Below are 20,081 nucleotides of genomic sequence, written 5' to 3'. Positions count from 1 at the left end.
GTGACCTGGCCCGCGCAGCGCCGCACCGTCGGCACGCTGGCCCTCGCCCAGGTGGTCGGCGGCATCGGCAACGGTGCCGGGCTCGCGGTCGGCGCCCTGCTGATCGAGGACGTCACGGGCTCGGCCGGCTGGGCCGGTCTCTCCGTCGTCGCGATGACGCTGGGCGCCGCCGGCTTCACCATCCCGCTGTCGAACTTCGCGGTGCATCGTGGACGCCGGCCGGCGCTGACGGCCGGCTGGCTGGGCGGTGCCCTGGGTGCCGTCACCGTCGTCATCGGTGCCGAACTGGCCTCGCTGCCGCTGCTGCTGCTCGGCTTCCTGCTGTTCGGCTCCAGCACGGCAGCCAACCTCCAGTCGAGGTTCGCGGCCGCCGACCGTGCCGAGCCCGCAGCCGTGGGCCGATCGATCTCGCTCGTCGTGTGGGCCACCACCATCGGCTCGGTGGCCGGCCCGAACCTCACCGGTCCGGGTGCCTCCGTGGCCCGCGCGCTCGGCATCCCCGAGCTCGCCGGTCCGCAGGTGTTCTCCGCCATCGCGTTCACGGGCGCCGGGCTGCTGACGTGCCTGCTGCTCCGTCCCGCTCCGCCCGCCCGTCGCGCCGCCGCCGCCCCGCCCCCGCCGCGGATCGCCGCCGCACTCCCCCACGTCCGCGGCACCACCGCCGTAGCGATCGCCTCGGTCGCCCTGTCGCACGCGGTCATGGTGGCGGTCATGGCGCTCACCCCGGTTCACATGTCGGGCCACGGCGCCTCGCTGTCGATCATCGGCTTCACCATCAGCCTGCACATCGCGGGCATGTTCGCGCTCTCGCCCGTCTTCGGGTGGATGACCGACCGCTGGGGCGCCGAGCCCACGATCCTGATGGGCCAGGCGGTGCTGATCCTCGCGTGCGGCATCGCCGGCACGGCCGGGGAGTCCAACGTGCAGATCACGGTTGGCCTGGTGCTGCTGGGGGTCGGCTGGTCGATGTCGGTCATCGCGGGCGCCGCCCTGCTCACCCGCAGCGTCGACCCCGAGGTGAGGCCGCTCGTCCAGGGATTCAGCGACCTCACCATGAACCTCGCCGGCGCGTTCGGCGGACTGGTGGCGGGCGTCGTGGTGGCGCTGTGGAGCTTCGGTGCGCTGAGCGGCGTGGCCGCGCTGCTGACGCTGCCGGTCGTCGCGGCGATCCTGATGGCCTCGCGGCCGCCTGCGCGCAGTCTCACCTGACGAGAAAGCCCAACGCTTTCGGCCCCTTTCTCGAACATCTGTTCTACACTGGTCGACATGACCTCGCCCGCAGTCGATGCCTTCCTCGAGGTGCGGCGTGCGCGGGCACAGGCGGAGTTCGCCGAGTGGAACCTCGTGCTCACGCATCGCGAGCGGGAGATCCGCCGGATCGACGCCGGCGACGAGGTGTCGATCGGCAAGGAGCTCGCGCGGCGCGGGATCGCGCTCGAGATCGCTCAGCTGCTCGGCATCACCGAGAACTCGGTCTGGCGGATCGTCGTGCAGGGCGAGGAGGTCCGCGACCGCACTCTCGCCGTCTGGGGGGCGTTCCGCGACGGCGTCCTCGACGCGCGCCGCGTCGGCCTCATCGCCGACACCGTGGCGAAGCTCCGCTCCCCCGAGGCGATCGAGGCCCTCGACCGGACGGCCGTCGGCTACGCCGCCGAGCACACCCCCGGAGAGCTGCGCAGCTGGCTGAAGCGGCTGCGGGCCCGGCTCGAGCCCGAGCAGTTCGAGGACGACGCGGCCCGCGCCACCGAGCAGCGCCACGTGGAGATCTCGCACAACGACGACGGCACCTCGTGGCTGAGCGCCCTGCTGCCCACCGGCGTCGCCGTCGCCGTGGGCAATCGCCTGCGGGCCGCGGCCAAGGCGCTGCCCAAGATCGACCCCGACACCGGCGAGCGCGACCGCCGCACCCGCGAGCAGAAGCAGGCCGACCTGGTCGCCCACTGGCTCACGTGCAGCGAGGGCACCACCACCGACATCCGGGCCGAGATCGCCATCACGATCGACTCGACCGACCTGATCGGCCTCACCTCCGGCAGCGGATTCACCCGCGGCGACCGCGAGCCGGTCCCGGCCGAGTGGGCTCGCGAGCTGGCCACGAGCGAGCACACGCTCCTGCGCCGTCTGGTGCTCGACCCGCTCGGGAACGTCATGGACACGACGAAGCTCGGCTACCAGCCCAGCGACTCACTCCGCGAGGCGCTGCGCTGGCGCGACGGCACCTGTCGGGTCGCAGGTTGCCAAGCGGACATCAGGGACACCGACCTCGACCACGAGCTGGCGTACGACCGCGGCGGCACCACCTCGGCCGAGAACCTGAGATCCCTGTGCCGCCGGCACCACAACATGAAGTCGCACGGCCACCTCCATCGGCGCCACCTCCGGCCCCCGGTGCAGTTCGCCGAGTCCTACCTGCGGGGGGCTCCCGTGGTCTATCGCGCCACTAGGCTCGCCGCGTGACCGATCAGATCAGATTCGTGCTCTCCGAGTCCGACATGCCCACGCACTGGTACAACATCGTCCCGGACTTCCCCACGCCGCCGCCTCCGCCGCTGCACCCCGGAACTCACGAGCCGGTCGGTCCCGACGACCTCGCCGCGCTGTTCCCGCCCGAGCTGATCGCGCAGGAGGTCACCTCCGAGCGCTTCGTCGAGATTCCCGAGCCGGTCCGCGACGTCTACCGCCAGTACCGGCCGTCGCCGCTCGTGCGCGCACGTCGCTGGGAGAAGGCCCTCGGCACGTCCGCCCGGATCTACTACAAGTACGAAGGCGTCTCGCCGGCCGGCTCGCACAAGACCAACACGTCCGTGCCGCAGGTCTACTACAACGCGATCCACGGCATCAAGCGACTGACCACCGAGACCGGAGCCGGCCAGTGGGGTACCGCGCTGGCCTACGCCTGCTCGCTGTTCGGGCTCGAGTGCGAGGTCTGGCAGGTCGGCGCCTCGTTCGACACCAAGCCGCAGCGCCGCACCCTGATCGAGGTCTTCGGCGGCAAGGTCCACCGCTCCCCCAGCCGTCTGACGGAGTTCGGGCGCTCCCTGCCCGAGGACCACACCGGCTCGCTCGGCATCGCGATCAGCGAGGCCGTCGAGGTCGCCGCCCAGGACGAGACCATCAAGTACGCGCTGGGCTCGGTCCTCAACCACGTGCTGCTGCACCAGACGATCATCGGCGAGGAGGCGCTCAAGCAGCTCGCCATGGCCGGCGAGTCCGGTGCCGACCTGGTGATCGGCTGCGCCGGGGGCGGCTCGAACTTCGCCGGCCTCACGTTCCCGTTCCTGCGCGAGAAGCTGGCCGGGAACCAGTCCCCGCGGATCCTGGCCGTCGAACCGTCCTCGTGCCCGACCCTGACCCGCGGCGAGTACCGGTACGACTTCGGTGACACGGGTGGCATGACCCCGCTGATGAAGATGTACACGCTCGGCCACGACTTCGTGCCCTCGCCGATCCACGCCGGTGGCCTGCGCTATCACGCGATGGCGCCGCTGGTCTCCCATGCCTTGCACGAAGGACTGGTCGAGGCGGTGGCGCTGCACCAGAGCGAGTGCTTCGACAGCGCGGTCGAGTTCGCGCGCACCGAGGGCATCGTGCCCGCGCCCGAGTCGTCCCACGCGCTGGCCCAGGCGCGCCGGGCCGCGTTGGAGGCCACGGAGCAGGGCACCGAGCCCGTCATCGTCGTGGGCCTGTCCGGCCACGGCCTGCTCGAGCTGGGCGCCTACGACTCGTACCTCAACGGTCGCCTCGAGGACGATCCGCTCTCGGACGAGGACCTGCAGGCGGCGCTGGCCAACGTCCCCGTCATCTGATGTCATTCGACGCATGACGATCGAGGTGCGTCCGGCGACCGAGTTCGACGACGTCCGCACGATGGTGGGGCCCAAGCGGCCCGATGCCGAGTCGTGCTGGTGCCTCAGCTATCGCGTCCCGGGAAAGGTCAACCGCGAGCTGCACCGCGAGGCGCGCGGCGAGTACGTCCGCGAGCTGATGCAGCAGGGCCCGCCCGGCGTCCTGGCGTACGAGGGTGACGAGGTGGTCGGCTGGGCCGCGATCCACCCGCGCGCGGACACCTCGTTCGCGACGAACCGCAAGATCCCCCACGTCGACGACCTCGACGTCTGGAGCCTGTGGTGCGTGCGCGTGCGTCCCGGGCACCGGGGACAGGGCATCGCGCACCACCTCATCGAGGACGCCGTGGAGTACGCCCGTTCCCAGGGCGCGCCCGCCGTGGAGGCCTACCCCGTCGACAACGACGGCGCCAAGGTCGACCTGACGATGGCCTACGTCGGCACGCGCGCGTTGTTCGAGCGCGCCGGTTTCGCCAAGGCCGCCGACACCGACTCGGTGCTCAACCGGTTCCCGCGGGTGCTGATGCGGCTCAGCCTGTCCTGACCGGCCACGGTCCCCAGCGGTGCGGCGTGGTGGGCAGGTCCAGCGGCTCCGGCTCCCCCGAGCTCCCTCCCTCATGGTGCCCGGGATCCACGTGGCGGCCGTCGAACTCCACGTGGATCTTCCACGGGGCACTCCCCTCAGGACCCCGGCGCCATTCGGTCATGGCGCCCTCCACGATCGCGAACACAGCCGTTTCGAGCTCGTCGAGCATGTCGGGAACGGAGTCGTCGCACGCGTCGCAACCGCAGCCGGGCCACCAGTTCAGGTAGCCGAACCCGGCGCGAACCTTCACGCCGGGCAACGTGGCCCGGGACGTCACAGCGGCGAGCGTGGCTCCGTCGCCGGAGCGCGGCGTCAGCGTCACGTAGGTCTGCTCGCCCCTGACGAGCTCGGCCCGGTTGACGTCGTAGCGCTGCTCCAGGTGATCGAGCAAGGCTCGGGCCGTCGTGATGATCGGCTCGAAACGCTCGGGGTGAGCGCACTCGCTGTACATGCTCTTGGGCGTCTCTCCGACGCCCCACCGGTTGCCGTACTCGATCGGCCGCCCCTCGTCGTCCAGCCACGTGCCGAGGTCGAGCTGCGGTCTCACGTAGTCGCGCAGCACCCCGATCGGCACCGGGAACGGGAGGACGTGGGTCGCGGGATCGGCACCGATCACTGACGCGCCGCCGAACTCGTCCTCCACGACCGTGACCTGCTCGGTCGTGGCCTCGCCGATGCGCACGGGCAGGTGATCTCCCGCGGGTGTCGTCAGCGTGTACTGGTCGGCCAGGTAGCCGATGCCCCGCTCGTCGAGCGCCTGCTCGGCCTCGTGCCAGTCGACGCCCGGGGGCGTGGCGCGGCGGCCGAGGAGGTCGAACGCGGCGATGTCGTCACCGTCGAGCTCGATCCACCCGACCACCTCGCCGTCAGCGCGGCGGTGCGGAATCCATCCTTCGGGCAGCATGGGCCAACCCTGTCAGAGATCCGTCGACCATCTCCAGCACTCGGTCGCAGTGCTCGAGGACGTCGTGGTCGTGGGTCACCATGACCACGGCGACGTTCGCGTCGCGGGCGCGATCGGCGAGCAGCTGCACGACCTCGTGACTGCGACGCCGGTCGAGCGCCGCCGTGGGCTCGTCGACCAGCAGGAGGCTCGGATCGTTCACCAGGGCGCGAGCGATGCCCACGCGCTGGCGCTCGCCGCCGGACAGGTGGCCCGGGCGGTGCTTCGCGCGATGGGCCATGCCCACCGAGTCGAGCACGGCCGCAGGGTCGACCCGGCGGCTTCCCGCGAGCCGACTCGCCAGCCGCAGCTGGTCGGCGGCCGTCAGCGCGGGCAGCAGGTTGCCCGACTGGAAGACGAAGCCGATGTGCGCCAGCCGGAAGCGCGCGGCGGCGCCCTTCGAGAGGGTGGCCAGATCGGTGCCGTGGACGCGGACCGAGCCCGAGTCCGGGTGGGACAGCGCACCCGCGACGGCCAGCAGCGAGGACTTGCCCGAGCCCGACGGGCCCACGATGGCCACGAACTCGCCCGGCTGCACGGTCAGCGAGACCGCGTCGAGGGCGCGGACGCGCGAGTCGCCGTCGCCGAGCTCCAAGGTGGCGTCGACGATCTCCAGGGCGGGGGTGGTGGTGTTCATCGGCGGCCTCCCAGCGCGGCGAGTGGATCGATCCGGGTGATGCGCAGGACGGAGACGGCGGCGCCGAGCAGACCCAGCGCGATCGTCAGCGCGGAGGCGACGGCGATCGGCCCCGCCTCGAGCTCGAACGGCATCGCGTCGGGCATGACCGCACCCATCGCCACGCCGGCCGCGACGCCGATGCCGGTGAAGACCAGGAGGACGACGGTCGCCTGGGCGAGGCTGTCGCGCAGCAGGTAGCGGCTGGACGCGCCCATCGCCCGCAGCACGGCGAGGTCGCCGGCGCGCTGGATCGTCCAGACGGTGAAGAAGGCGCCCACGACGAGCGCGCAGATCACGTAGAGGAAGACCTGGATCATGCTGAGGGTCATCGTCTCGGCCTCGTAGCCCGGCGAGGCGTTGAACGACTCGGTGAGCGTCATGCTCGTCGTCCCGGCGGCGCGGTCGGCCGCGGCGAAGTCGACCTCCGCGCCGTCCTGCGCCTGCACGGCGATGGCACTGAACAGGGGGTAGTCCACGGCGGCGGTGGTGGCCTGCGTCGGCGGGCCGGGCTGCACGGAGTTCGAGGCGATGAGCTGCCAGGTCTCCAGCGGCAGGTACGCGACGTCGACGTGGCCGAAGGTCGCCTGGCCCTCGGTGAACCCAACGACGGTCAGCTCCACGTCGATCCGGTCGAGCGTCACGACGGTGCCGATCTCGACCCCGTCGTCGGCGAGCGTCTCGGATACGACGATCCCGTTCACGCCGGCGATGCCGTCACCGCTGGACGTGGCCGGGGCCAGGAAGCCGTTCGGGTCGACGCCGAAGAGCGTGAGGTCGACCTGCTTCCCCGCGTCGGTCGTGCTGTTGACGATGCTCACGCCCAGGGGCTCGGCGGCCTCGACGCCGTCGGCGTCACGCCACGGGGCGAGCTGGTCGGGCTCGATGATCGAGCGGCTGAACGCGTTGTCCTTCATCGTCCCCTCGTCGAAGGCGAACGCGGTGACCGGCATGGCCTTGAGCCCGGAGACGCCGTCGTTGACGAGTCCGGTGGACAGTCCGGAGAGCAGGACGACGAGCACGGAGATCAGCGAGACCACCGCACCCATCAGGGCGAATCGGCCACGGGCGAACCGCAACTCGCGCAGCGCTAGGAACATGCACATCCCTCGGGGTCGGAACGTCCCGACACTATGTCGGGAAGATACCGACAGTGTGTCAGACGCTCCCAGCGCGTCAGTCCCGGGGCAGTCCCGCCGTGAGCATCGCGAACACGTCGTCGGCGGTCGTCCCGGCATCGGCGCCGTGCTCGATGAGCTGGACCCCCGACCCGAGTGCACCCTGGACGAGATGGACGAAGCGGTCCGGGATCCCGAGCTCCGTGAGGACCTCGGCGACCGGCCGCATGAGCGCGTCGTGGAGGACCATGAGGTCGTCGAAGCGCGTCGGCGAGAGATCGGCCTGGCGGAGCGCACCGGCGAGGCCATGGTGACCGTCGGCGGTCATCCGCATCGTGGCGTCGACGAGAGCGCGCAGGCGTGGGAGGCCCGGCTCGACCTGCGCCATGGACTCGTCGAGGCCCCGGTTCCACCGGTCGAACGCCTCGATCGCCACGGCGACGAGCAGGTCGTCCTTCGACGGGAAGTAGTCGTAGAAGCTCGACCGCGACATCCCGGCGCGCTCGGTGACGGTGCCCGGCTTGATCCCCGCGATGCCGTCCTCCCGCAGGACGTCCTCGGCGGCGCGCACCAGCGCGGCGCGTTGCGCCTCGCGGTGCGCGCCGACCGTGGGCGCGGAGATCTTGGGCATCAGCCCATTATGGCCTGACGGTGACCGCGGTTCGTGCCGAAGTCGAGCCCTTGGTCTGCTCCGAGCCGAGGTAGACCGCGCGGATCCGCTGGCTGGAGCGGAGCTTCACCGTTGCAACGGCCTTCCCGTTCGACAGCCGCACCGTCTTCAGCACCTTCGAGCCGGCCATGAAGCGGACCTTGCCGGTGGGCTGGTGGCCCGCCGCGCGGACCGTCGCGACCACCTTGACCGGCTTCGAACGCTTCACCGCTCGCTTGACCGCGAGGGAAGTGCGGCTCGAGGCCTTCACGACGGTGACGGTCACCGGCGTGCTGGTCGAGGCCGCCGCCAGCGCGGACCCGGTGAACCGTGCCGTCAGGCTGTGGCGCCCGACTGCGAGCCTCGGCAGCGTGACGGTGGCCCTGCCACCGGCGACCTTGGCTCGGGCGACGACCTTCGCGCCGTCGCGCAGCTCGACCGCACCCGCAGCCGCTCCCCCGACCGAGACCGTCGCGGTGATCCGCTGCGCGTACTCGGCCCGCGAGGCCGAGAGTCGCAGCCCCGTCGTCGTGGCGACCTCCTGCTCGAACGCGTCGGCGGCCCGGCCGAGACGCAGGAACACGGTCTCGCCCGTGGCGTCCTTGAGCCCGTCGTTGTCGGTGACGCCGTAGAGCGAGCCGTCCGCCGCGATCGTGAAGCCCTCGAGCTTCTCCTGCGTCCAGCCCTGCGTCTCCCTCAGGTGCGGGAGGACGTCGATCGCGAGGCGCTTCTCCAGGATCGGCAGCTCCTCGGCGGCGTCCTTCGGGATCGTCACGGTGTAGATGCGCTTGTTGCGCGCGGCCGGGCCGTTCAGCTTGTCGCGCTCGATGACCGCGAACGTGTCGGCGTCGATCGCCGTGATCTCGGACAGGCCGACCCAGTCGCCACTGCCGCGCAGCGGGTTCTCGAGCTCGTAGCCGAACCAGTGAAAGGTCTGGTCGGCCACGTCGTAGCGGCCGATCCGTGCGACGTCCTCACCCGTGAGCGGGCGCTGGAGCGCGAACCAGACGTGCTCGCCGGCGGCGTCGGTCGTGGCGGTGACGCCCTCGAGGCCCCACTTGCCGAGCTTCGCCGTGATGTCGGCGGGCAGGCTCACGCGCTCCTGCACCGCGCCCGCGTCGTCGGTCCGCACGAGCACGTTCGCGGGGCCGGTGGCGCCCTCCGAGGCCAGCCAGAAGCCGCCCTGCGGACGCTTGAACAGGCCCTCGATGTCGAGCGGAGCGGGCGCGCCGCCCTCGGTCACGGCCACCGTGTCGGTGATGCGCGGCGGCGAGGCGGAGACGTCGACCCGGTAGAGGGTGCCGTTCTTGACCACCGTGTCGGCGGCGGTCCACAGCGTGCTCGTGTCGGTGGGATCGGCGGTCAGCGCGCCGAGCGCCTGCCAGCCGATCGGGTCGCCGCCCTGGTCCTCGGAGAGGATCGACGGGAAGGCCGCCTTCCCGGGCTTCCAGGCGTAGAGCCCGACCGTGGCGCGCACGGAGACGCTCGCGTCATCGGTCTCGCTGGAGACTGCGAACAGGCCGCGCGACGGGATCGGCAGGAGGCCCTCCGGTCCGTTGGTCGTCGGCATCACCTGGACGAACTCCGGCTTCGCGGGGTCGCTCATGTCGTAGACGGCGACGAAGTTGCTGCGCTCGGAGCCGACGAAGGCGTAGGTGGTGCCGTCGAACTCGGCGACGGCCAGGCCCTCGGGCTCGGAGCCCTTCTTCGCGGCGCGGTCGTCGTTGTACAGGCCGTGCTTCACGGCGAGGCGCTCGAAGGTGTTGCCGGCGTCCCACACGACGTCGCCATCGGTGTCGAACACGGTCCAGCCACGGCTGCCGCCCTTCCAGTCGCCCTCGTTCGCGGTGGCGAGATGGTCGTCGTCGATCCACGCGATCGCGTCGGGCTCACGCACGACCGACGGCAGCGAGTCGGTCAGCGAGATCTTGCCGTCCTTCTTCGCGTCGATGCCCGTGAGGTCGACCGAGCCCGCGCTGAAGGCCTTCGTGACCTCGCCGGTGGCGGTGTCGATCAGGACGATCCCGTTGTTCTCCTGCAGGGTCACCGCGAGGGTGCCCTTGCCGTTGATCGAGACGTACTCGGGCTCGGGGTCGGTCGGCTCGGCGATCCCGGCCGCTGCCAGCGTGTCCGCGTCGAGGTCGACGCGGCGCAGGCTCCAGTCGGCGGGGCCGCCCTCGAGATCCAGCAGCTGCACGAAGCCGCCCGGGGCCTGCGGCAGGTCGCCCTTCGCGCGGCCGTCGGGGGTGAAGTCCTCGTCGCGCTGGTTCTCCATCGCGATGGCCGCGACGGACTTCTTGGCGTCGAGCGCGATGGAGTCGGGCTGGCCGGCCAGGTCGATGCTCCGGACGCGGACGCCGTCGGACAGCCGCACGACGTCCAGGCGGCCGCTCGGCTCGGTGAAGGACGCCGAGGTGTCCACGACGACCAGGACGTACTTCCCGACGATGCTCACCGAGGTGGGCTGGTCGTCGGCGTCGCCGAGCTCCTCCAGCGACAGCGAGCCGTCACCGCGCGGGTTCGAGGGGTCGCTGATGTCGAGGAAGCCGATGCGCTTGCCGAGGGCGTCGGTGTAGACGAGCGTCCTGCCGTCGTCGGACACCGCGGAGATCTCGGCGACGGTCTCGGCCGAGGCCGGCGTGCCCGGGGGCACGTTCTGGAACACCGGGTAGGTCGCGAGGCGGTGGAACGACTTCTCGGGGGCCGCGTCGGCGACCGAGGTGGACAGGAGCGGGAGGGCCGTGGCCAGCACGGCGGCGCCGGCGAGGGCTGCGAGGGAACGTGACACGGGCGTCACTGTGTCGGCCTCGCGCCAACGCCGGGCCGCCCCCGGCTGAACGTCGCGTGAACTCAGCGTTGACGCTCAGGCGGCGCCATGTCGCCGCCGGGCCCGCCCTCGGGACCTCCCCCGCCGCGTCCGCCCTGCATCCCGCCCCCGGTGCTCTCGCCCGCGGTGACGGAGGCGACCTCCTCACCGTCGACCTGCACCGTGTAGGACGTGCCGGTCTCGATGTCGTCGCTGGCGACCAGGAGGTTCGCGGCGGTCTTCGCCAGCGTGTGCGTCGCGACCTCGTTGCCCTCCGCGTCGAGCACGGTGACCGTCGCGCCGGCCGCTGCAGTGCCCAGACTCGCCTGCAGCCAACCCTGCTTCGAGCTCTCCGTCGGGGCCTCGGCCATCCCACCGCTGCCGACCGCGAGCAGGGAGCCACCGTCGACGGTCGTGCCTCCGGCGGCATCGAGGGCCCCGTTTCCGTCACGGGTGGGCCCGTCGACCACCACCGTTCCGCCGGTGATCGTGGTGGTGCCGTTCGAGTCCAGCCCGTCGCCCTCGGCGTCGACCGTCACGGTGCCGCCCGATATCACCAGATCGACCCCGTCCTCGGCCGCCATCGACTCTCCCGATCCGCTGGACGCGTTGATCCCGTCGTCGGTCGCCGTGAGGTCCACCGTGCCGTCGGTGATGCTGACGACCGTGCCCTGGACGGCCTCCTCGGACTCGTCGACCACGACGTCACCCCCGGAGATCGCGACCACCGCGCCTGCGTTGAGGCCCTTCGGCGAGGGGTCCTCCTCGGTCGACGGCGCCGTCGCGGTGACGTCCAGCGAGCCCGATGCCACCAGCACGTCCGTGGTGGCCGAGACCCCGTCGTCGCCGACGTCCGCGGTCACCGCGGCACCGTCGAGCAGGACGTACCCCGTGCCCGCGTCGGTGTCGTCGTCGGACTTCAGCCCGTCGCCCCCGGCCGTGATCGAGATCCTCCCACCGTCGAGTGCCAGGTAGTCCTTGCCGCGGATGCCGTCGTCGCCGGCCTCGACACTGATCTCGCCACCCAGCACGACGAGGCCGTCCTTGGCCGTGATCCCGTCGGCTGCCTGTGAGGTCACGGTCAACGCGCCGTCGCCCGCGATCGTCAGGTCGTCCGACGACCACAGCGTCGCGTTCGCGGCGTCCTCCTCCTCGTCGTCGGCCGCGGAGTCCGCGCCGTCGGCGAGCGTGTTCTGCGACCCCTCGGCGAGGACGACGGTCGTCTCATCCGCCTGCGTGACCACCAGCGGCGAGTCGGCCTCCGAGGTGATGCCGACGCCGTCGAGCACCAGCTTCACCTCACCGTCGCCCTCACTGGCGACCACGACCTGGCCGTCGTCGAGCGAGCCCGTGAGGACGTACGTCCCCGCCGCGCCGATCGTCACGGTGTCGCCGTCGATCGCCACAGCAGCGTCGTCCGACGTCGTGGACGCGCCGTCGGCCAGCGTGATGCTGATCGCGCTCGCCGCGTCGTACTGCGCGGCGTCCTCGGCGTCGTCGCGGTTCGCGTGCGGGGCGACGTTGTCGGCGAGGGCCTGCTGGGCCGTCACGGCCCCGGTCGTCACGTCCTGCGACGCCTCGTCACCACCTCCGCAGGCAGCGAGCAGCAGCAGTCCGGCGGCGGCGGTGAACGCCGCGACGCGACGCTTCCAGTTCGGGGTGGTCATCGGATCTCCTTGAGGGTTCGCGCCCACTTCAGGGGCGGCAGGTCGGGGTCGAGCGCGGCCAGACCGACCGCGAACTTCGAGAGGGTGGTGGGTCGGTGCCCGCGACGCCAGAGCAGCCGGTCGAACGCCGACGGGCTGGAGCGGCTCTTGGTCTCGACGATCGCCAGGCCGGGCCGGTGGAGGCGAGTCCCGCGACACGCGCGTTCGTCGGTCCACCCGAGGTCGAGGTCGATCGTCACGCGGCTCCCGTCGGGAAGCAGCAGCGTCCGCCGGCGGTACGAGGTCACGACCACGGGCTCCAGGTCGGCGGCGCGCACGCCGGTCACTCCGCCTCGGGCCAGGGCCGCGTCGACGAACGTCCGGGCCTCGCGCCCGAGCGGCACCCGTCCCGGATCGGGGTGCTCGATCCGCTCCTTGGCCGTCGTGCCGCGTGGACCGGGCACCTTCACCTCGAGCCAGCAGGTACCCGTGTCCTCGTAGGCGCGCGACCGGACCTTGAACCGGCGGCGCCGGCCGCGGCCGGCCAGGTGGTAGGCGGCCAGGTCCGGGGTGTCGAGGTACGTCGAGCGGTAGGCGAACGTCCGGAGACCGTCGATCTCCAGCTCGCGCGTGCCGGCGGGAGCGTCCTCCAGCAGTTCATCCACGGCATCGGCCCGCACGAGGTACTTGCGGTCGACACGCGTCAGCAGCGCCGCGTCCTGCACCAGCTCGGCGAGCCCGACCGGCTCCAGCCGCTGGGCCAGGAGGGTCATCGGGAGCCGCCCAGGCCACGAACGACGAGCGTCGTCGTGTCGTTGACGAGATCGGTCCGGCGCACCTCGATCTTCCCCGGCTCGGCGCCCAGGAGGACGGTGAGGTGGGAGGCCAGCTCCGACGGGTCGGTGATCGCCCGGTCGATGACGAGCTCCTGACCGCCGCCACCACCACCCGCGAGCCGCTGGTGGTCACCGATCCACAGCACCGCCAGCAGCGCCACCATCAGACCCGGCGCGAGCCAGGAGTCGGCCGGGGCCAGTCCTCCCAGCAGGCCGAGTGCCAGAGCGACGAAGTAGTAGGCGACCTCGCGCTGCGAGAGCTCCTCCGAGCGCAGCCGGATGATCGACAGCACGCCGAAGATCCCGAGACCGAGTCCGGCACTCACGCCACTCGAGGACAGCACGGCGGCGACGGCGAGGACGCCGACGTTGACCGCGAGGTAGGCCACCACCAGCTCGCGACGGCCGCCGCGCGGCAGGAACAGGACGAAGACCATCACGGTGATGGCGACGAGATCGGCTGCGTAGCCCAGGTACGAGTTCATGTGAACAGCACACCAACGCAGCGTCAGCGGTCGGTGTGGCTCGCTTGTGGGCCGGCTGTGGACGCCGGGGACGACTCAGGGGACGAGGACGATCTTTCCCCGCACGGCCCCACGCTCGCTGATCCGGTGCGCCTCGACGACGTCGTCCAGCGGCATGACCCGCCCGATCTCGACCTCGAACGCGCCGGCGGCGACGAGGGGCAGCACGGCCGCGACGGCCTCGTCGCGCCATCCCTGCTGCTCGGGGGTCAGCGGCTCGGGCGAGCCGCCGGACCAGGCCTGCAGGCCGAGCTCGTGGTACTGCGCACCCTGCACGATCGTGCCGATCCGCGTGTGGTCGACCAGCTCCATGCTCGCCGCGAGCGCCTCCTCGGTGCCCGCGCAGTCAAGCGAGACCGTGAAGCCCTCGGGCGCGGCCTCGCGCAGCCGGTCCAGCAGCCCCTCGCCGTAGGCGACCGGGACGGCGCCCAGCTCGCGCAGGCGGTCGTGGTTGCGCGACCCCGCCGTAGCGACGATCTCGGCCCCGAAGGAGCGCGCCAGCTGGATGACGGCCTGGCCGACGCTTCCGGACCCGCCGTGCAGGAGCAGCCGGTCGCCCGTCTCGACGCCCAGCGACCGCAGCACCTGGTACGCGGTGGAGACCGGCACGCCGAGCGCGGCGGCGACCTCGAAGTCCACGCCGGAGGGCAGAGCGGTGAGGTTCCCCGGCGACGCCACCACGTGGGTCGCGTAGGTGCCCTGCGTGTTCTGCACGACCACGGCATCGCCGACGCCGCAGCCGTCGACACCCGGACCGACGGCGGAGATGACGCCCGCGCCGTCGAAGCCCGCTCGGCGCGGCTCGTCGAACGGCGGCGACGGCCGGATGCCCGCCCGCAGCTTGATGTCGATGGGGTTCACGCCCGCCGCCCGGATCTCGACGACCACCGTCCCCTCGCCGGGGGTGGGCTCAGGGCCTTCGTGCAGCTCGAGGACCTCGGGTCCGCCGGTCTGCGAGTACGTCACGTAGCGCGCCATGGGAACAGTCTGTCGCACGGACAATGAGAAGAGCGTCGCACTGGACATGAGAAGAGGCCGACCCGGTGGGTCGGCCTCTGTCCGGTGGAGCATAGGAGATTCGAACTCCTGACCTCTTCCATGCCATGGAAGCGCGCTACCAACTGCGCCAATGCCCCGCTAACAACCTCGACAAGATTACCTGCTCGCCCCCGAGTTCCCCAAACCGGGGTCGGGTTCGTCCGCCTCGTCGTCGGACATGACCGGCTCGGGCAGCGATCCGGAGTTCCATTCCGCCAGCCGCCACTGCGACATGTCCTCCCACCGGGCCTCCTGCAGCACCGACCAGTGGCAGTTCGACAGGCCGCCGAACTGGCGCCACGACTGCTCGGCGATCCCGAGGAACGTGAGTGCGCCGGTGCGCAGCACGGCACCGTGGGCGACCACGACGAGCGTCTCGCCGAGCGGCAGCTGCTCGATGTGCTCGCGCAGGGCCACGTCGAGGCGGGCGCCCGCCTGGGCGTGCGTCTCGGCACCCTCGATGCGGGTCTCGTCGCCGTCGGCCCAGGCCTGCATCTCCGTGGGAAAGCGCTCCCACGACTCGCGCCACGTCAGGCCCTCGCGCGCGCCGAACGCCAGCTCGCGCAGGCGCGGGTCGAGCTCGACCTCCAGACCGGTGCGTGCCGCGAGCGCACGCGCTGTGTCCGCGGCGCGCGACAGGTCGGAGCTGACGATCCGGGCGGGCTGCAGCGACGCGAGGCGCGCGGCGGCGTCCTCGGCCTGCTGGCGCCCCACTTCGTCGAGCGGGATGTCGGTCTGGCCCTGGACGCGGCCGGCGACGTTCCACTCGGTGCGCCCGTGCCGCCACAGGATGACCCGGCGGCCCGGGTTCGATCCCGGCTTCACGGCAGCTTCAGGTCGATGGTGGGGCAGTCGCTCCACAGCCGCTCGAGGGCGTAGAACGCGCGCTCCTCGGAGTGCTGCACGTGCACGACGATGTCGCCGTAGTCCATCAGGATCCAGCGCGACTCGCGCTGGCCCTCGCGGCGGATCGTCCTGGCGCCGATCTCGAGCAGCTTCTTCTCGATCTCGTCCTTCACGGCGTTCATCTGCGGCTGGTTCGCGGCCGAGCACAGCAGGAAGACGTCGGTGATGGCCAACTGCTCCGAGACGTCGAAGGCGATGATGTCGGCCGCCTGCTTGTCGGCGGCGGCGAGTGCGGCGGCCCGAGTCAGTTCGATCGCGCGATCGGTGGCGGTCATGAGGGGTCCTTCGGTGGGTCGAGGGGTTGGTAGAGGCGGTGCTTGCCGATGTACTGGACGACGCCGTCCGGCACGAGGTACCAGACCGGCTCGCCGCTGTGCACCCGTGCGCGGCAGTCGGTGGAGCTGATCGCCAGGGCGGGGATCTCCACCAGGGTGACCCGCTCCCTGGGCAGTCCCTCGAGCGTGGACTCGTCCATCTCGTGCCCGGGACGGGTACAGCCGACGAAGTGCGCCAGCTCGAACAGCTCGCCATGGTCGCGCCAGGTCAGGATCGCGGCCATCGCGTCGGCGCCGGTGATGAAGTACAGGTCGTCGTCGGGGTACCGAGTGGCGAGCTCGCGCAGGGTGTCGATCGTGTAGGTGAGGCCGGGGCGGTCGATGTCGACCCGGCTCACGGTGAAGCGCGGATTGGCCGCCGTGGCGATGACGGTCATGAGGTAGCGGTCCTCGGTGGGCGAGACCTGACGCTCGGACTTCTGCCAGGGCTGGCCCGTGGGGACGAAGACGACCTCGTCGAGGTCGAACCACGACTGCACCTCGCTGGCGGCAACGAGGTGTCCGTGGTGGATGGGATCGAACGTGCCGCCCATCACGCCGATGCGGCGGCGACGGTCGGTCATGCTCAGGTGTGCTCGCGACCCAATCCGAAGAGGAAGGTGATGAGCAGCAGCACCATCAGGATCCCGAGGGCGATGCCGCCGATGATGTACGGGTTGATGGCGGCCTCGCCGTGGTGGGCCGCTTCCTCGGCGGCCAGCATCAGATCGAGCATGGGCGACAATCTATCAGCGCGTCTGGCCGGTGCCGGTCACCACGTAGGTGGTGGTGGTCATCTCGGTCAGTCCCATCGGCCCGCGGGCGTGCAGCTTCTGGGTCGAGATGCCGATCTCGGCACCGAATCCGAACTCGCCACCGTCGGTGAACCGCGTGGACGCGTTGACCATGACGGCCGCCGAGTCGACGCCCATCGTGAAGCGGCGCGCAGCCTCCAGCGATCGCGTGACGACGGCCTCGGTGTGGCCCGAGCTGTAGCGGCGGACGTGGTCGATCGCCTCGTCGACCGAGTCGACGACCCGCGCCGAGATCTGGGCGTCCAGGTACTCGGTGGCGTAGTCGTCCTCGGTGGCCGCGTCGACGCCGTCGAACGCACGGAAGGCCTCGTCGCCGTGGATCGAGACGCCGCGGTGCTGGAGCTCCTTCACGACGCGCGGCAGGAACTCGTCGGCCACCGCACGGTGCACGAGCAGCGACTCGGCCGCGTTGCACACGCTGTTGCGCTGGGTCTTGGAGTTCAGGACGATGTCCAGCGCCATGTCGAGGTCGGCGTCCGCGTCGACGTAGACGTGCACGTTGCCGGTGCCGGTCTCGATGACCGGCACGGTGGACTGCTCGACGACCGTGCGGATGAGGCCGGCTCCCCCGCGCGGGATCACCAGGTCGACGAGACCGCGGGCGGTCATCAGGTCGGTCGACGTGCTGCGGTCCTCGGCGCTGATCGCCTGGATCGCGTCGGCCGGCAGGCCCGCCGAGGCCACGGCGTCGCGCATGATCTCCACGATCACGGCGTTCGACCGGCGGGCCGAGCGGGACCCGCGCAGCAGCGACGCACTGCCGGCCTTGAGGCAGATCGCGGCGGCGTCGGCCGTGACGTTGGGACGACCCTCGTAGATCATCCCGATGACGCCCATGGGCACACGGATCTGCTGCAGCTGCAGCCCGTTCGGCAGCGTGGAGCCGCGCACGACCTCGCCGATCGGGTCGGGCAGCGCGGCGATGTCGCGCACGCCCTGGGCGAAGGCGGCGACGCGGTCGGCGTCGAGCGCCAGCCGGTCAATCACGTTCTCCGGGGTCCCTTCGGCCCGCGCCTCCGCCACGTCGTCACCGTTCGCGGCGACGATGCGGTCGGTGCCGGCGACGAGCGCCTCGGCCATCGCGGTCAGTGCCGCGTCCTTGTCCTTGCGCGTCGCGAGTGCCAGCACGCGCGCGGCGTCACGCGCGCGGAGAGCGGCCTCGCGGACCTCGGTACCCATGCGGCGAGTGTAGTTCGACGAATTAGGCTCGGGGAGTGCCGTCCCGCCCGTCGCTCCCGCGCCGCGCGTGGACGTCGCTGACAGCCTTCGCTCCCCACGGGGACGCGCACTGGATCTCGCTGCGTGCCGGCGTCAGCTTCGGCGTCCCGCTGCTGCTCTTGTGGTGGATCGACCGCCTCGACCTCGTCCTGCCGGCGACCTTCGGCGCGTTCACCGCCCTGTACGGACGGGCGAACGCGCACCGACCCCGAGCGGTCATGCAGGCCTCGGCGGGGACCGTGCTCGTCGCCTGCGTCGCGCTGGGCACCTCGCTGGGCGCGCTGGGTGCCGGGCCCTGGTGGTCGGCCCTCGCGCTCACGGTGGCCGCCGCGATCGCCACGCTCGCGTCCCACGCGTGGGCCTGGCATCCCCCGGGCGCGCTCTTCCCCGTCTTCGCCGTCGGCGCCACGGCCGGTGCGCGCGTGGACGGCGGCGACGTCGCGCTGCATGTGGCCGTGGCCGCCGTGACGGCCGTGCTGGCCATCCTCGTCGGCGGCCTCGGCGTCCTCACGCCCGCCCGGCACCGCCCGCGTCAGCCGTGGGACGCTCCCCTGCACGCGGCCCTCCGGTCGTCGCGGACCGGCGAGGAGGTGGCCCGGGTGGCCCTCGTCGTCGGGCTGGCTGCCGCCGTGGCCACGACGCTCGACCTCGGTCACGCCTACTGGGCCGCCGTCGGCGCCGCCGCCGTGTCCTCGGGTCCGAGCACCGGCCACCAGGTCCAGCGCGGCCTGCACCGCGCCGTCGGCACGATCGCCGGCGTGGTCGTCGCCGGCGGCCTGCTGGCGCTTGACCTGCCGGTGCTCGCGACGATCCTCGTGGTGATCGTGCTGCAGATGGTCGCCGAGCTCCTCGTCGGCCGGAACTACGCGGTCGCCCTCGTCGCCATCACGCCGACGGCGCTGCTCATGGTGAGCCTCGGGTCGAGCGTGCCCGCGTCCACGCTGGTGGTGGACCGGGTGCTCGACACCGTCCTGGGTGTCGCCGTCGGTCTGGCGGTGGTGCTGGCGTGGGACCGCTGGCTCACCCCACGGCGGCGAGGATCTCGCTGACGTAGCCCGCGGAGCGCTCCGAGCCGATGATGCCCGGCGCCATCTTGTTCATGACGTAGGAGATCGTCAGGCCGCGGTCCGGGAACATCACCGTGAGGGATCCGCCCCAGCCGCCCCAGAAGCAGATCCTGCCGTCGGGGATGTAGGGCAGGGTCGCCGGCTCGGGCAGCGCGAACCCGATGCCGAATCGCAGCGGCACGCCGAGGACGAGGTCCACGTTCCGCGACTGCTCACGGAAGATCAGGTCGATGGTCGAGGGCGAGAGCAGCGTGATCCCGTCGACCTCTCCCCCGCGCGAGACCACGGAGAAGGTCCGGGCCAGCGCCCGCGCGTTCGTGTGCGCGTTCAGGGCGCCGAGCTCGGCGCGGCGCCACGCGGTGGTGTTCGCCGCGGCAGCGTCCGCGATCGGACCCATGAACGTGCGGGCCATCGGCGACTCGAGATCGATCTGCGAGAAGTCGATCGGCAGCGGCGGGGGCGGCACGATCTCGGCGATGCGGTCGTCGTCCTGCTCCTTCGCGCCGATCTGCAGGTCGGTGCCGAGCGGGCCGGCGATCTCCTCGGCGACGTACTGCGTGAGGGTCCGGCCGGTCACCCGCCGGACGATCTCGCCGAGCAGGTGGCCCTGGTTCATGGCGTGGTAGCCCGAGGCCGTGCCCGGCTCCCACCACGGCTCCTGCGCGGCCAGCCGCGCGGTCGACTCCTCGCGGTCGTACATGTCCTCCACGACGAAGGGCTGGTCCCAGCCGGAGACGCCCGAGGTGTGCGACATGACGTGGCGCACCAGCACGTTCTCCTTGCCGTTCTTGGCGAACTCGGGCCAGTAGGTGGCCACGGGCTCGTCCACGTCGACGAGTCCGCGCTCGACGAGCGTCAGCATCGCCAGTGCGGTGACCTCCTTGGTGGTCGACCAGACGTTGACGATCGTGTCCCGCTCCCACGCGCGGGTGCGGGCGACGTCGGCGTGCCCACCCCACACGTCGACGAGCGTCTCGCCGTCGAGGTCGACCGCGATCGCGGCACCGAGCTCCTCACCCGACTCCAGATTGGCGGCGAAGACCTCGCGCAGCCGGTCGAATCGCGGGTCGGTGTCTCCGTGAACGGTCATGTCT

The 20,081-nt window shown here is 71.6% G+C and carries 20 protein-coding genes and 1 tRNA gene; 5 read left to right on the top strand and 16 right to left on the bottom strand.

The window, feature by feature from the left end; genetic code table 11:
• The 4 genes from H1W00_RS07980 to H1W00_RS07965 are packed head-to-tail and all read left to right on the top strand — an operon-like array spanning position 1 to position 4,389.
• Complete coding sequence (locus tag H1W00_RS07980) at positions 1 to 1,209, top strand: MFS transporter (RefSeq protein ID WP_181755213.1); 1,209 nt, start codon at positions 1 to 3, stop codon at positions 1,207 to 1,209.
• Positions 1,210 to 1,266: 57 nt separating this feature from the next.
• On the top strand, positions 1,267 to 2,457 hold the full coding sequence (locus tag H1W00_RS07975; RefSeq protein WP_181755212.1) for an HNH endonuclease: 1,191 nt from the start codon (positions 1,267 to 1,269) through the stop codon (positions 2,455 to 2,457).
• Positions 2,454 to 3,806 carry a TrpB-like pyridoxal phosphate-dependent enzyme gene (locus H1W00_RS07970; protein ID WP_181755211.1) on the top strand — a complete coding sequence of 451 codons (1,353 nt, stop codon included), beginning with the start codon at positions 2,454 to 2,456 and terminating at the stop codon, positions 3,804 to 3,806. The genes H1W00_RS07975 and H1W00_RS07970 overlap by 4 nt, the downstream gene beginning before the upstream one ends.
• 13 nt (positions 3,807 to 3,819) lie before the next feature.
• Positions 3,820 to 4,389 (top strand): GNAT family N-acetyltransferase, encoded by a 570-nt coding sequence (locus H1W00_RS07965; RefSeq protein WP_181755210.1) that lies wholly within the window; start codon positions 3,820 to 3,822, stop codon positions 4,387 to 4,389.
• On the opposite strand, the gene H1W00_RS07960 is transcribed toward H1W00_RS07965, so the two are convergent.
• The 15 genes from H1W00_RS07960 to H1W00_RS07890 form a co-directional block, all read right to left on the bottom strand.
• Positions 4,376 to 5,335 carry a DUF6226 family protein gene (locus tag H1W00_RS07960; RefSeq protein WP_181755209.1) on the bottom strand — a complete coding sequence of 320 codons (960 nt, stop codon included), beginning with the start codon at positions 5,333 to 5,335 and terminating at the stop codon, positions 4,376 to 4,378. The two genes, H1W00_RS07965 and H1W00_RS07960, sit on opposite strands and share 14 nt — an antisense overlap.
• Positions 5,298 to 6,011 carry an ABC transporter ATP-binding protein gene (locus H1W00_RS07955; protein WP_181755208.1) on the bottom strand — a complete coding sequence of 238 codons (714 nt, stop codon included), beginning with the start codon at positions 6,009 to 6,011 and terminating at the stop codon, positions 5,298 to 5,300. Before H1W00_RS07955 ends, H1W00_RS07960 begins: the two co-directional genes overlap by 38 nt.
• Complete coding sequence (locus H1W00_RS07950) at positions 6,008 to 7,150, bottom strand: ABC transporter permease (protein ID WP_181755207.1); 1,143 nt, start codon at positions 7,148 to 7,150, stop codon at positions 6,008 to 6,010. Before H1W00_RS07950 ends, H1W00_RS07955 begins: the two co-directional genes overlap by 4 nt.
• A gap of 76 nt (positions 7,151 to 7,226) precedes the next feature.
• Complete coding sequence (locus H1W00_RS07945; RefSeq protein WP_181755206.1) at positions 7,227 to 7,799, bottom strand: TetR/AcrR family transcriptional regulator; 573 nt, start codon at positions 7,797 to 7,799, stop codon at positions 7,227 to 7,229.
• Between the two features lie 7 nt (positions 7,800 to 7,806).
• Complete coding sequence (locus H1W00_RS17050; RefSeq protein ID WP_194956249.1) at positions 7,807 to 10,605, bottom strand: esterase-like activity of phytase family protein; 2,799 nt, start codon at positions 10,603 to 10,605, stop codon at positions 7,807 to 7,809.
• Positions 10,606 to 10,667: 62 nt separating this feature from the next.
• Positions 10,668 to 12,290: a carbohydrate-binding domain-containing protein gene (locus H1W00_RS07935; protein WP_181755204.1), complete on the bottom strand. Its 1,623-nt coding sequence runs from the start codon at positions 12,288 to 12,290 to the stop codon at positions 10,668 to 10,670.
• Complete coding sequence (locus H1W00_RS07930) at positions 12,287 to 13,042, bottom strand: polyphosphate polymerase domain-containing protein (protein ID WP_181755203.1); 756 nt, start codon at positions 13,040 to 13,042, stop codon at positions 12,287 to 12,289. Before H1W00_RS07930 ends, H1W00_RS07935 begins: the two co-directional genes overlap by 4 nt.
• Positions 13,039 to 13,590 (bottom strand): DUF4956 domain-containing protein, encoded by a 552-nt coding sequence (locus tag H1W00_RS07925; protein ID WP_181755202.1) that lies wholly within the window; start codon positions 13,588 to 13,590, stop codon positions 13,039 to 13,041. The genes H1W00_RS07930 and H1W00_RS07925 overlap by 4 nt, the downstream gene beginning before the upstream one ends.
• Positions 13,591 to 13,665: 75 nt before the next feature.
• Positions 13,666 to 14,607: a quinone oxidoreductase family protein gene (locus H1W00_RS07920; RefSeq protein WP_181755201.1), complete on the bottom strand. Its 942-nt coding sequence runs from the start codon at positions 14,605 to 14,607 to the stop codon at positions 13,666 to 13,668.
• 85 nt (positions 14,608 to 14,692) lie between these two features.
• Positions 14,693 to 14,765 (bottom strand) — tRNA-Ala (locus tag H1W00_RS07915).
• Between the two features lie 19 nt (positions 14,766 to 14,784).
• Positions 14,785 to 15,492, bottom strand: a complete 708-nt coding sequence (locus H1W00_RS07910) for a histidine phosphatase family protein (protein ID WP_338072856.1) — start codon at positions 15,490 to 15,492, stop codon at positions 14,785 to 14,787.
• Positions 15,489 to 15,848, bottom strand: coding sequence for a ribosome silencing factor (gene rsfS, locus H1W00_RS07905; RefSeq protein ID WP_181755200.1), 360 nt, complete (start codon positions 15,846 to 15,848; stop codon positions 15,489 to 15,491). Before rsfS ends, H1W00_RS07910 begins: the two co-directional genes overlap by 4 nt.
• Positions 15,845 to 16,471 (bottom strand): nicotinate-nucleotide adenylyltransferase, encoded by a 627-nt coding sequence (gene nadD, locus H1W00_RS07900; protein ID WP_181755199.1) that lies wholly within the window; start codon positions 16,469 to 16,471, stop codon positions 15,845 to 15,847. The genes rsfS and nadD overlap by 4 nt, the downstream gene beginning before the upstream one ends.
• Positions 16,472 to 16,473: 2 nt before the next feature.
• Positions 16,474 to 16,623: a hypothetical protein gene (locus tag H1W00_RS07895; RefSeq protein WP_181755198.1), complete on the bottom strand. Its 150-nt coding sequence runs from the start codon at positions 16,621 to 16,623 to the stop codon at positions 16,474 to 16,476.
• 13 nt (positions 16,624 to 16,636) lie between these two features.
• On the bottom strand, positions 16,637 to 17,881 hold the full coding sequence (locus H1W00_RS07890; RefSeq protein ID WP_181755197.1) for a glutamate-5-semialdehyde dehydrogenase: 1,245 nt from the start codon (positions 17,879 to 17,881) through the stop codon (positions 16,637 to 16,639).
• A gap of 35 nt (positions 17,882 to 17,916) precedes the next feature.
• Here H1W00_RS07890 and H1W00_RS07885 point away from each other — a divergent pair, with 35 nt between their 5' ends.
• Complete coding sequence (locus H1W00_RS07885) at positions 17,917 to 18,969, top strand: FUSC family protein (RefSeq protein ID WP_181755196.1); 1,053 nt, start codon at positions 17,917 to 17,919, stop codon at positions 18,967 to 18,969.
• Here the strand turns inward: H1W00_RS07885 and H1W00_RS07880 are convergent.
• Entirely contained in the window at positions 18,941 to 20,077 is a 1,137-nt protein-coding gene (locus H1W00_RS07880) for a serine hydrolase domain-containing protein (RefSeq protein ID WP_181755195.1), read from the bottom strand. The genes H1W00_RS07885 and H1W00_RS07880 overlap by 29 nt on opposite strands.
• Positions 20,078 to 20,081: the final 4 nt, after the last annotated feature.

The sequence above is a fragment of the Aeromicrobium phoceense genome, from assembly GCF_013868155.1.
GTDB classification, from domain to species: Bacteria; Actinomycetota; Actinomycetes; order Propionibacteriales; family Nocardioidaceae; genus Aeromicrobium; species Aeromicrobium phoceense.
This window is presented reverse-complemented; position numbering and strand designations above follow the sequence as displayed.

Coding starts and splice junctions, on each gene's coding strand:
- H1W00_RS07945 (WP_181755206.1), bottom strand. CDS start 7,799: ATGCCCAAGATCTCCGCGCCCACGGTCGGCGCGCACCGCGAGGCGCAA.
- H1W00_RS07975 (WP_181755212.1), top strand. CDS start 1,267: ATGACCTCGCCCGCAGTCGATGCCTTCCTCGAGGTGCGGCGTGCGCGG.
- H1W00_RS07880 (WP_181755195.1), bottom strand. CDS start 20,077: ATGACCGTTCACGGAGACACCGACCCGCGATTCGACCGGCTGCGCGAG.
- H1W00_RS07930 (WP_181755203.1), bottom strand. CDS start 13,042: ATGACCCTCCTGGCCCAGCGGCTGGAGCCGGTCGGGCTCGCCGAGCTG.
- H1W00_RS07920 (WP_181755201.1), bottom strand. CDS start 14,607: ATGGCGCGCTACGTGACGTACTCGCAGACCGGCGGACCCGAGGTCCTC.
- nadD (WP_181755199.1), bottom strand. CDS start 16,471: ATGACCGACCGTCGCCGCCGCATCGGCGTGATGGGCGGCACGTTCGAT.
- H1W00_RS07925 (WP_181755202.1), bottom strand. CDS start 13,590: ATGAACTCGTACCTGGGCTACGCAGCCGATCTCGTCGCCATCACCGTG.
- H1W00_RS07960 (WP_181755209.1), bottom strand. CDS start 5,335: ATGCTGCCCGAAGGATGGATTCCGCACCGCCGCGCTGACGGCGAGGTG.
- rsfS (WP_181755200.1), bottom strand. CDS start 15,848: ATGACCGCCACCGATCGCGCGATCGAACTGACTCGGGCCGCCGCACTC.
- H1W00_RS07965 (WP_181755210.1), top strand. CDS start 3,820: ATGACGATCGAGGTGCGTCCGGCGACCGAGTTCGACGACGTCCGCACG.
- H1W00_RS07950 (WP_181755207.1), bottom strand. CDS start 7,150: ATGTTCCTAGCGCTGCGCGAGTTGCGGTTCGCCCGTGGCCGATTCGCC.
- H1W00_RS07935 (WP_181755204.1), bottom strand. CDS start 12,290: ATGACCACCCCGAACTGGAAGCGTCGCGTCGCGGCGTTCACCGCCGCC.
- H1W00_RS07955 (WP_181755208.1), bottom strand. CDS start 6,011: ATGAACACCACCACCCCCGCCCTGGAGATCGTCGACGCCACCTTGGAG.
- H1W00_RS07890 (WP_181755197.1), bottom strand. CDS start 17,881: ATGGGTACCGAGGTCCGCGAGGCCGCTCTCCGCGCGCGTGACGCCGCG.
- H1W00_RS07895 (WP_181755198.1), bottom strand. CDS start 16,623: ATGCTCGATCTGATGCTGGCCGCCGAGGAAGCGGCCCACCACGGCGAG.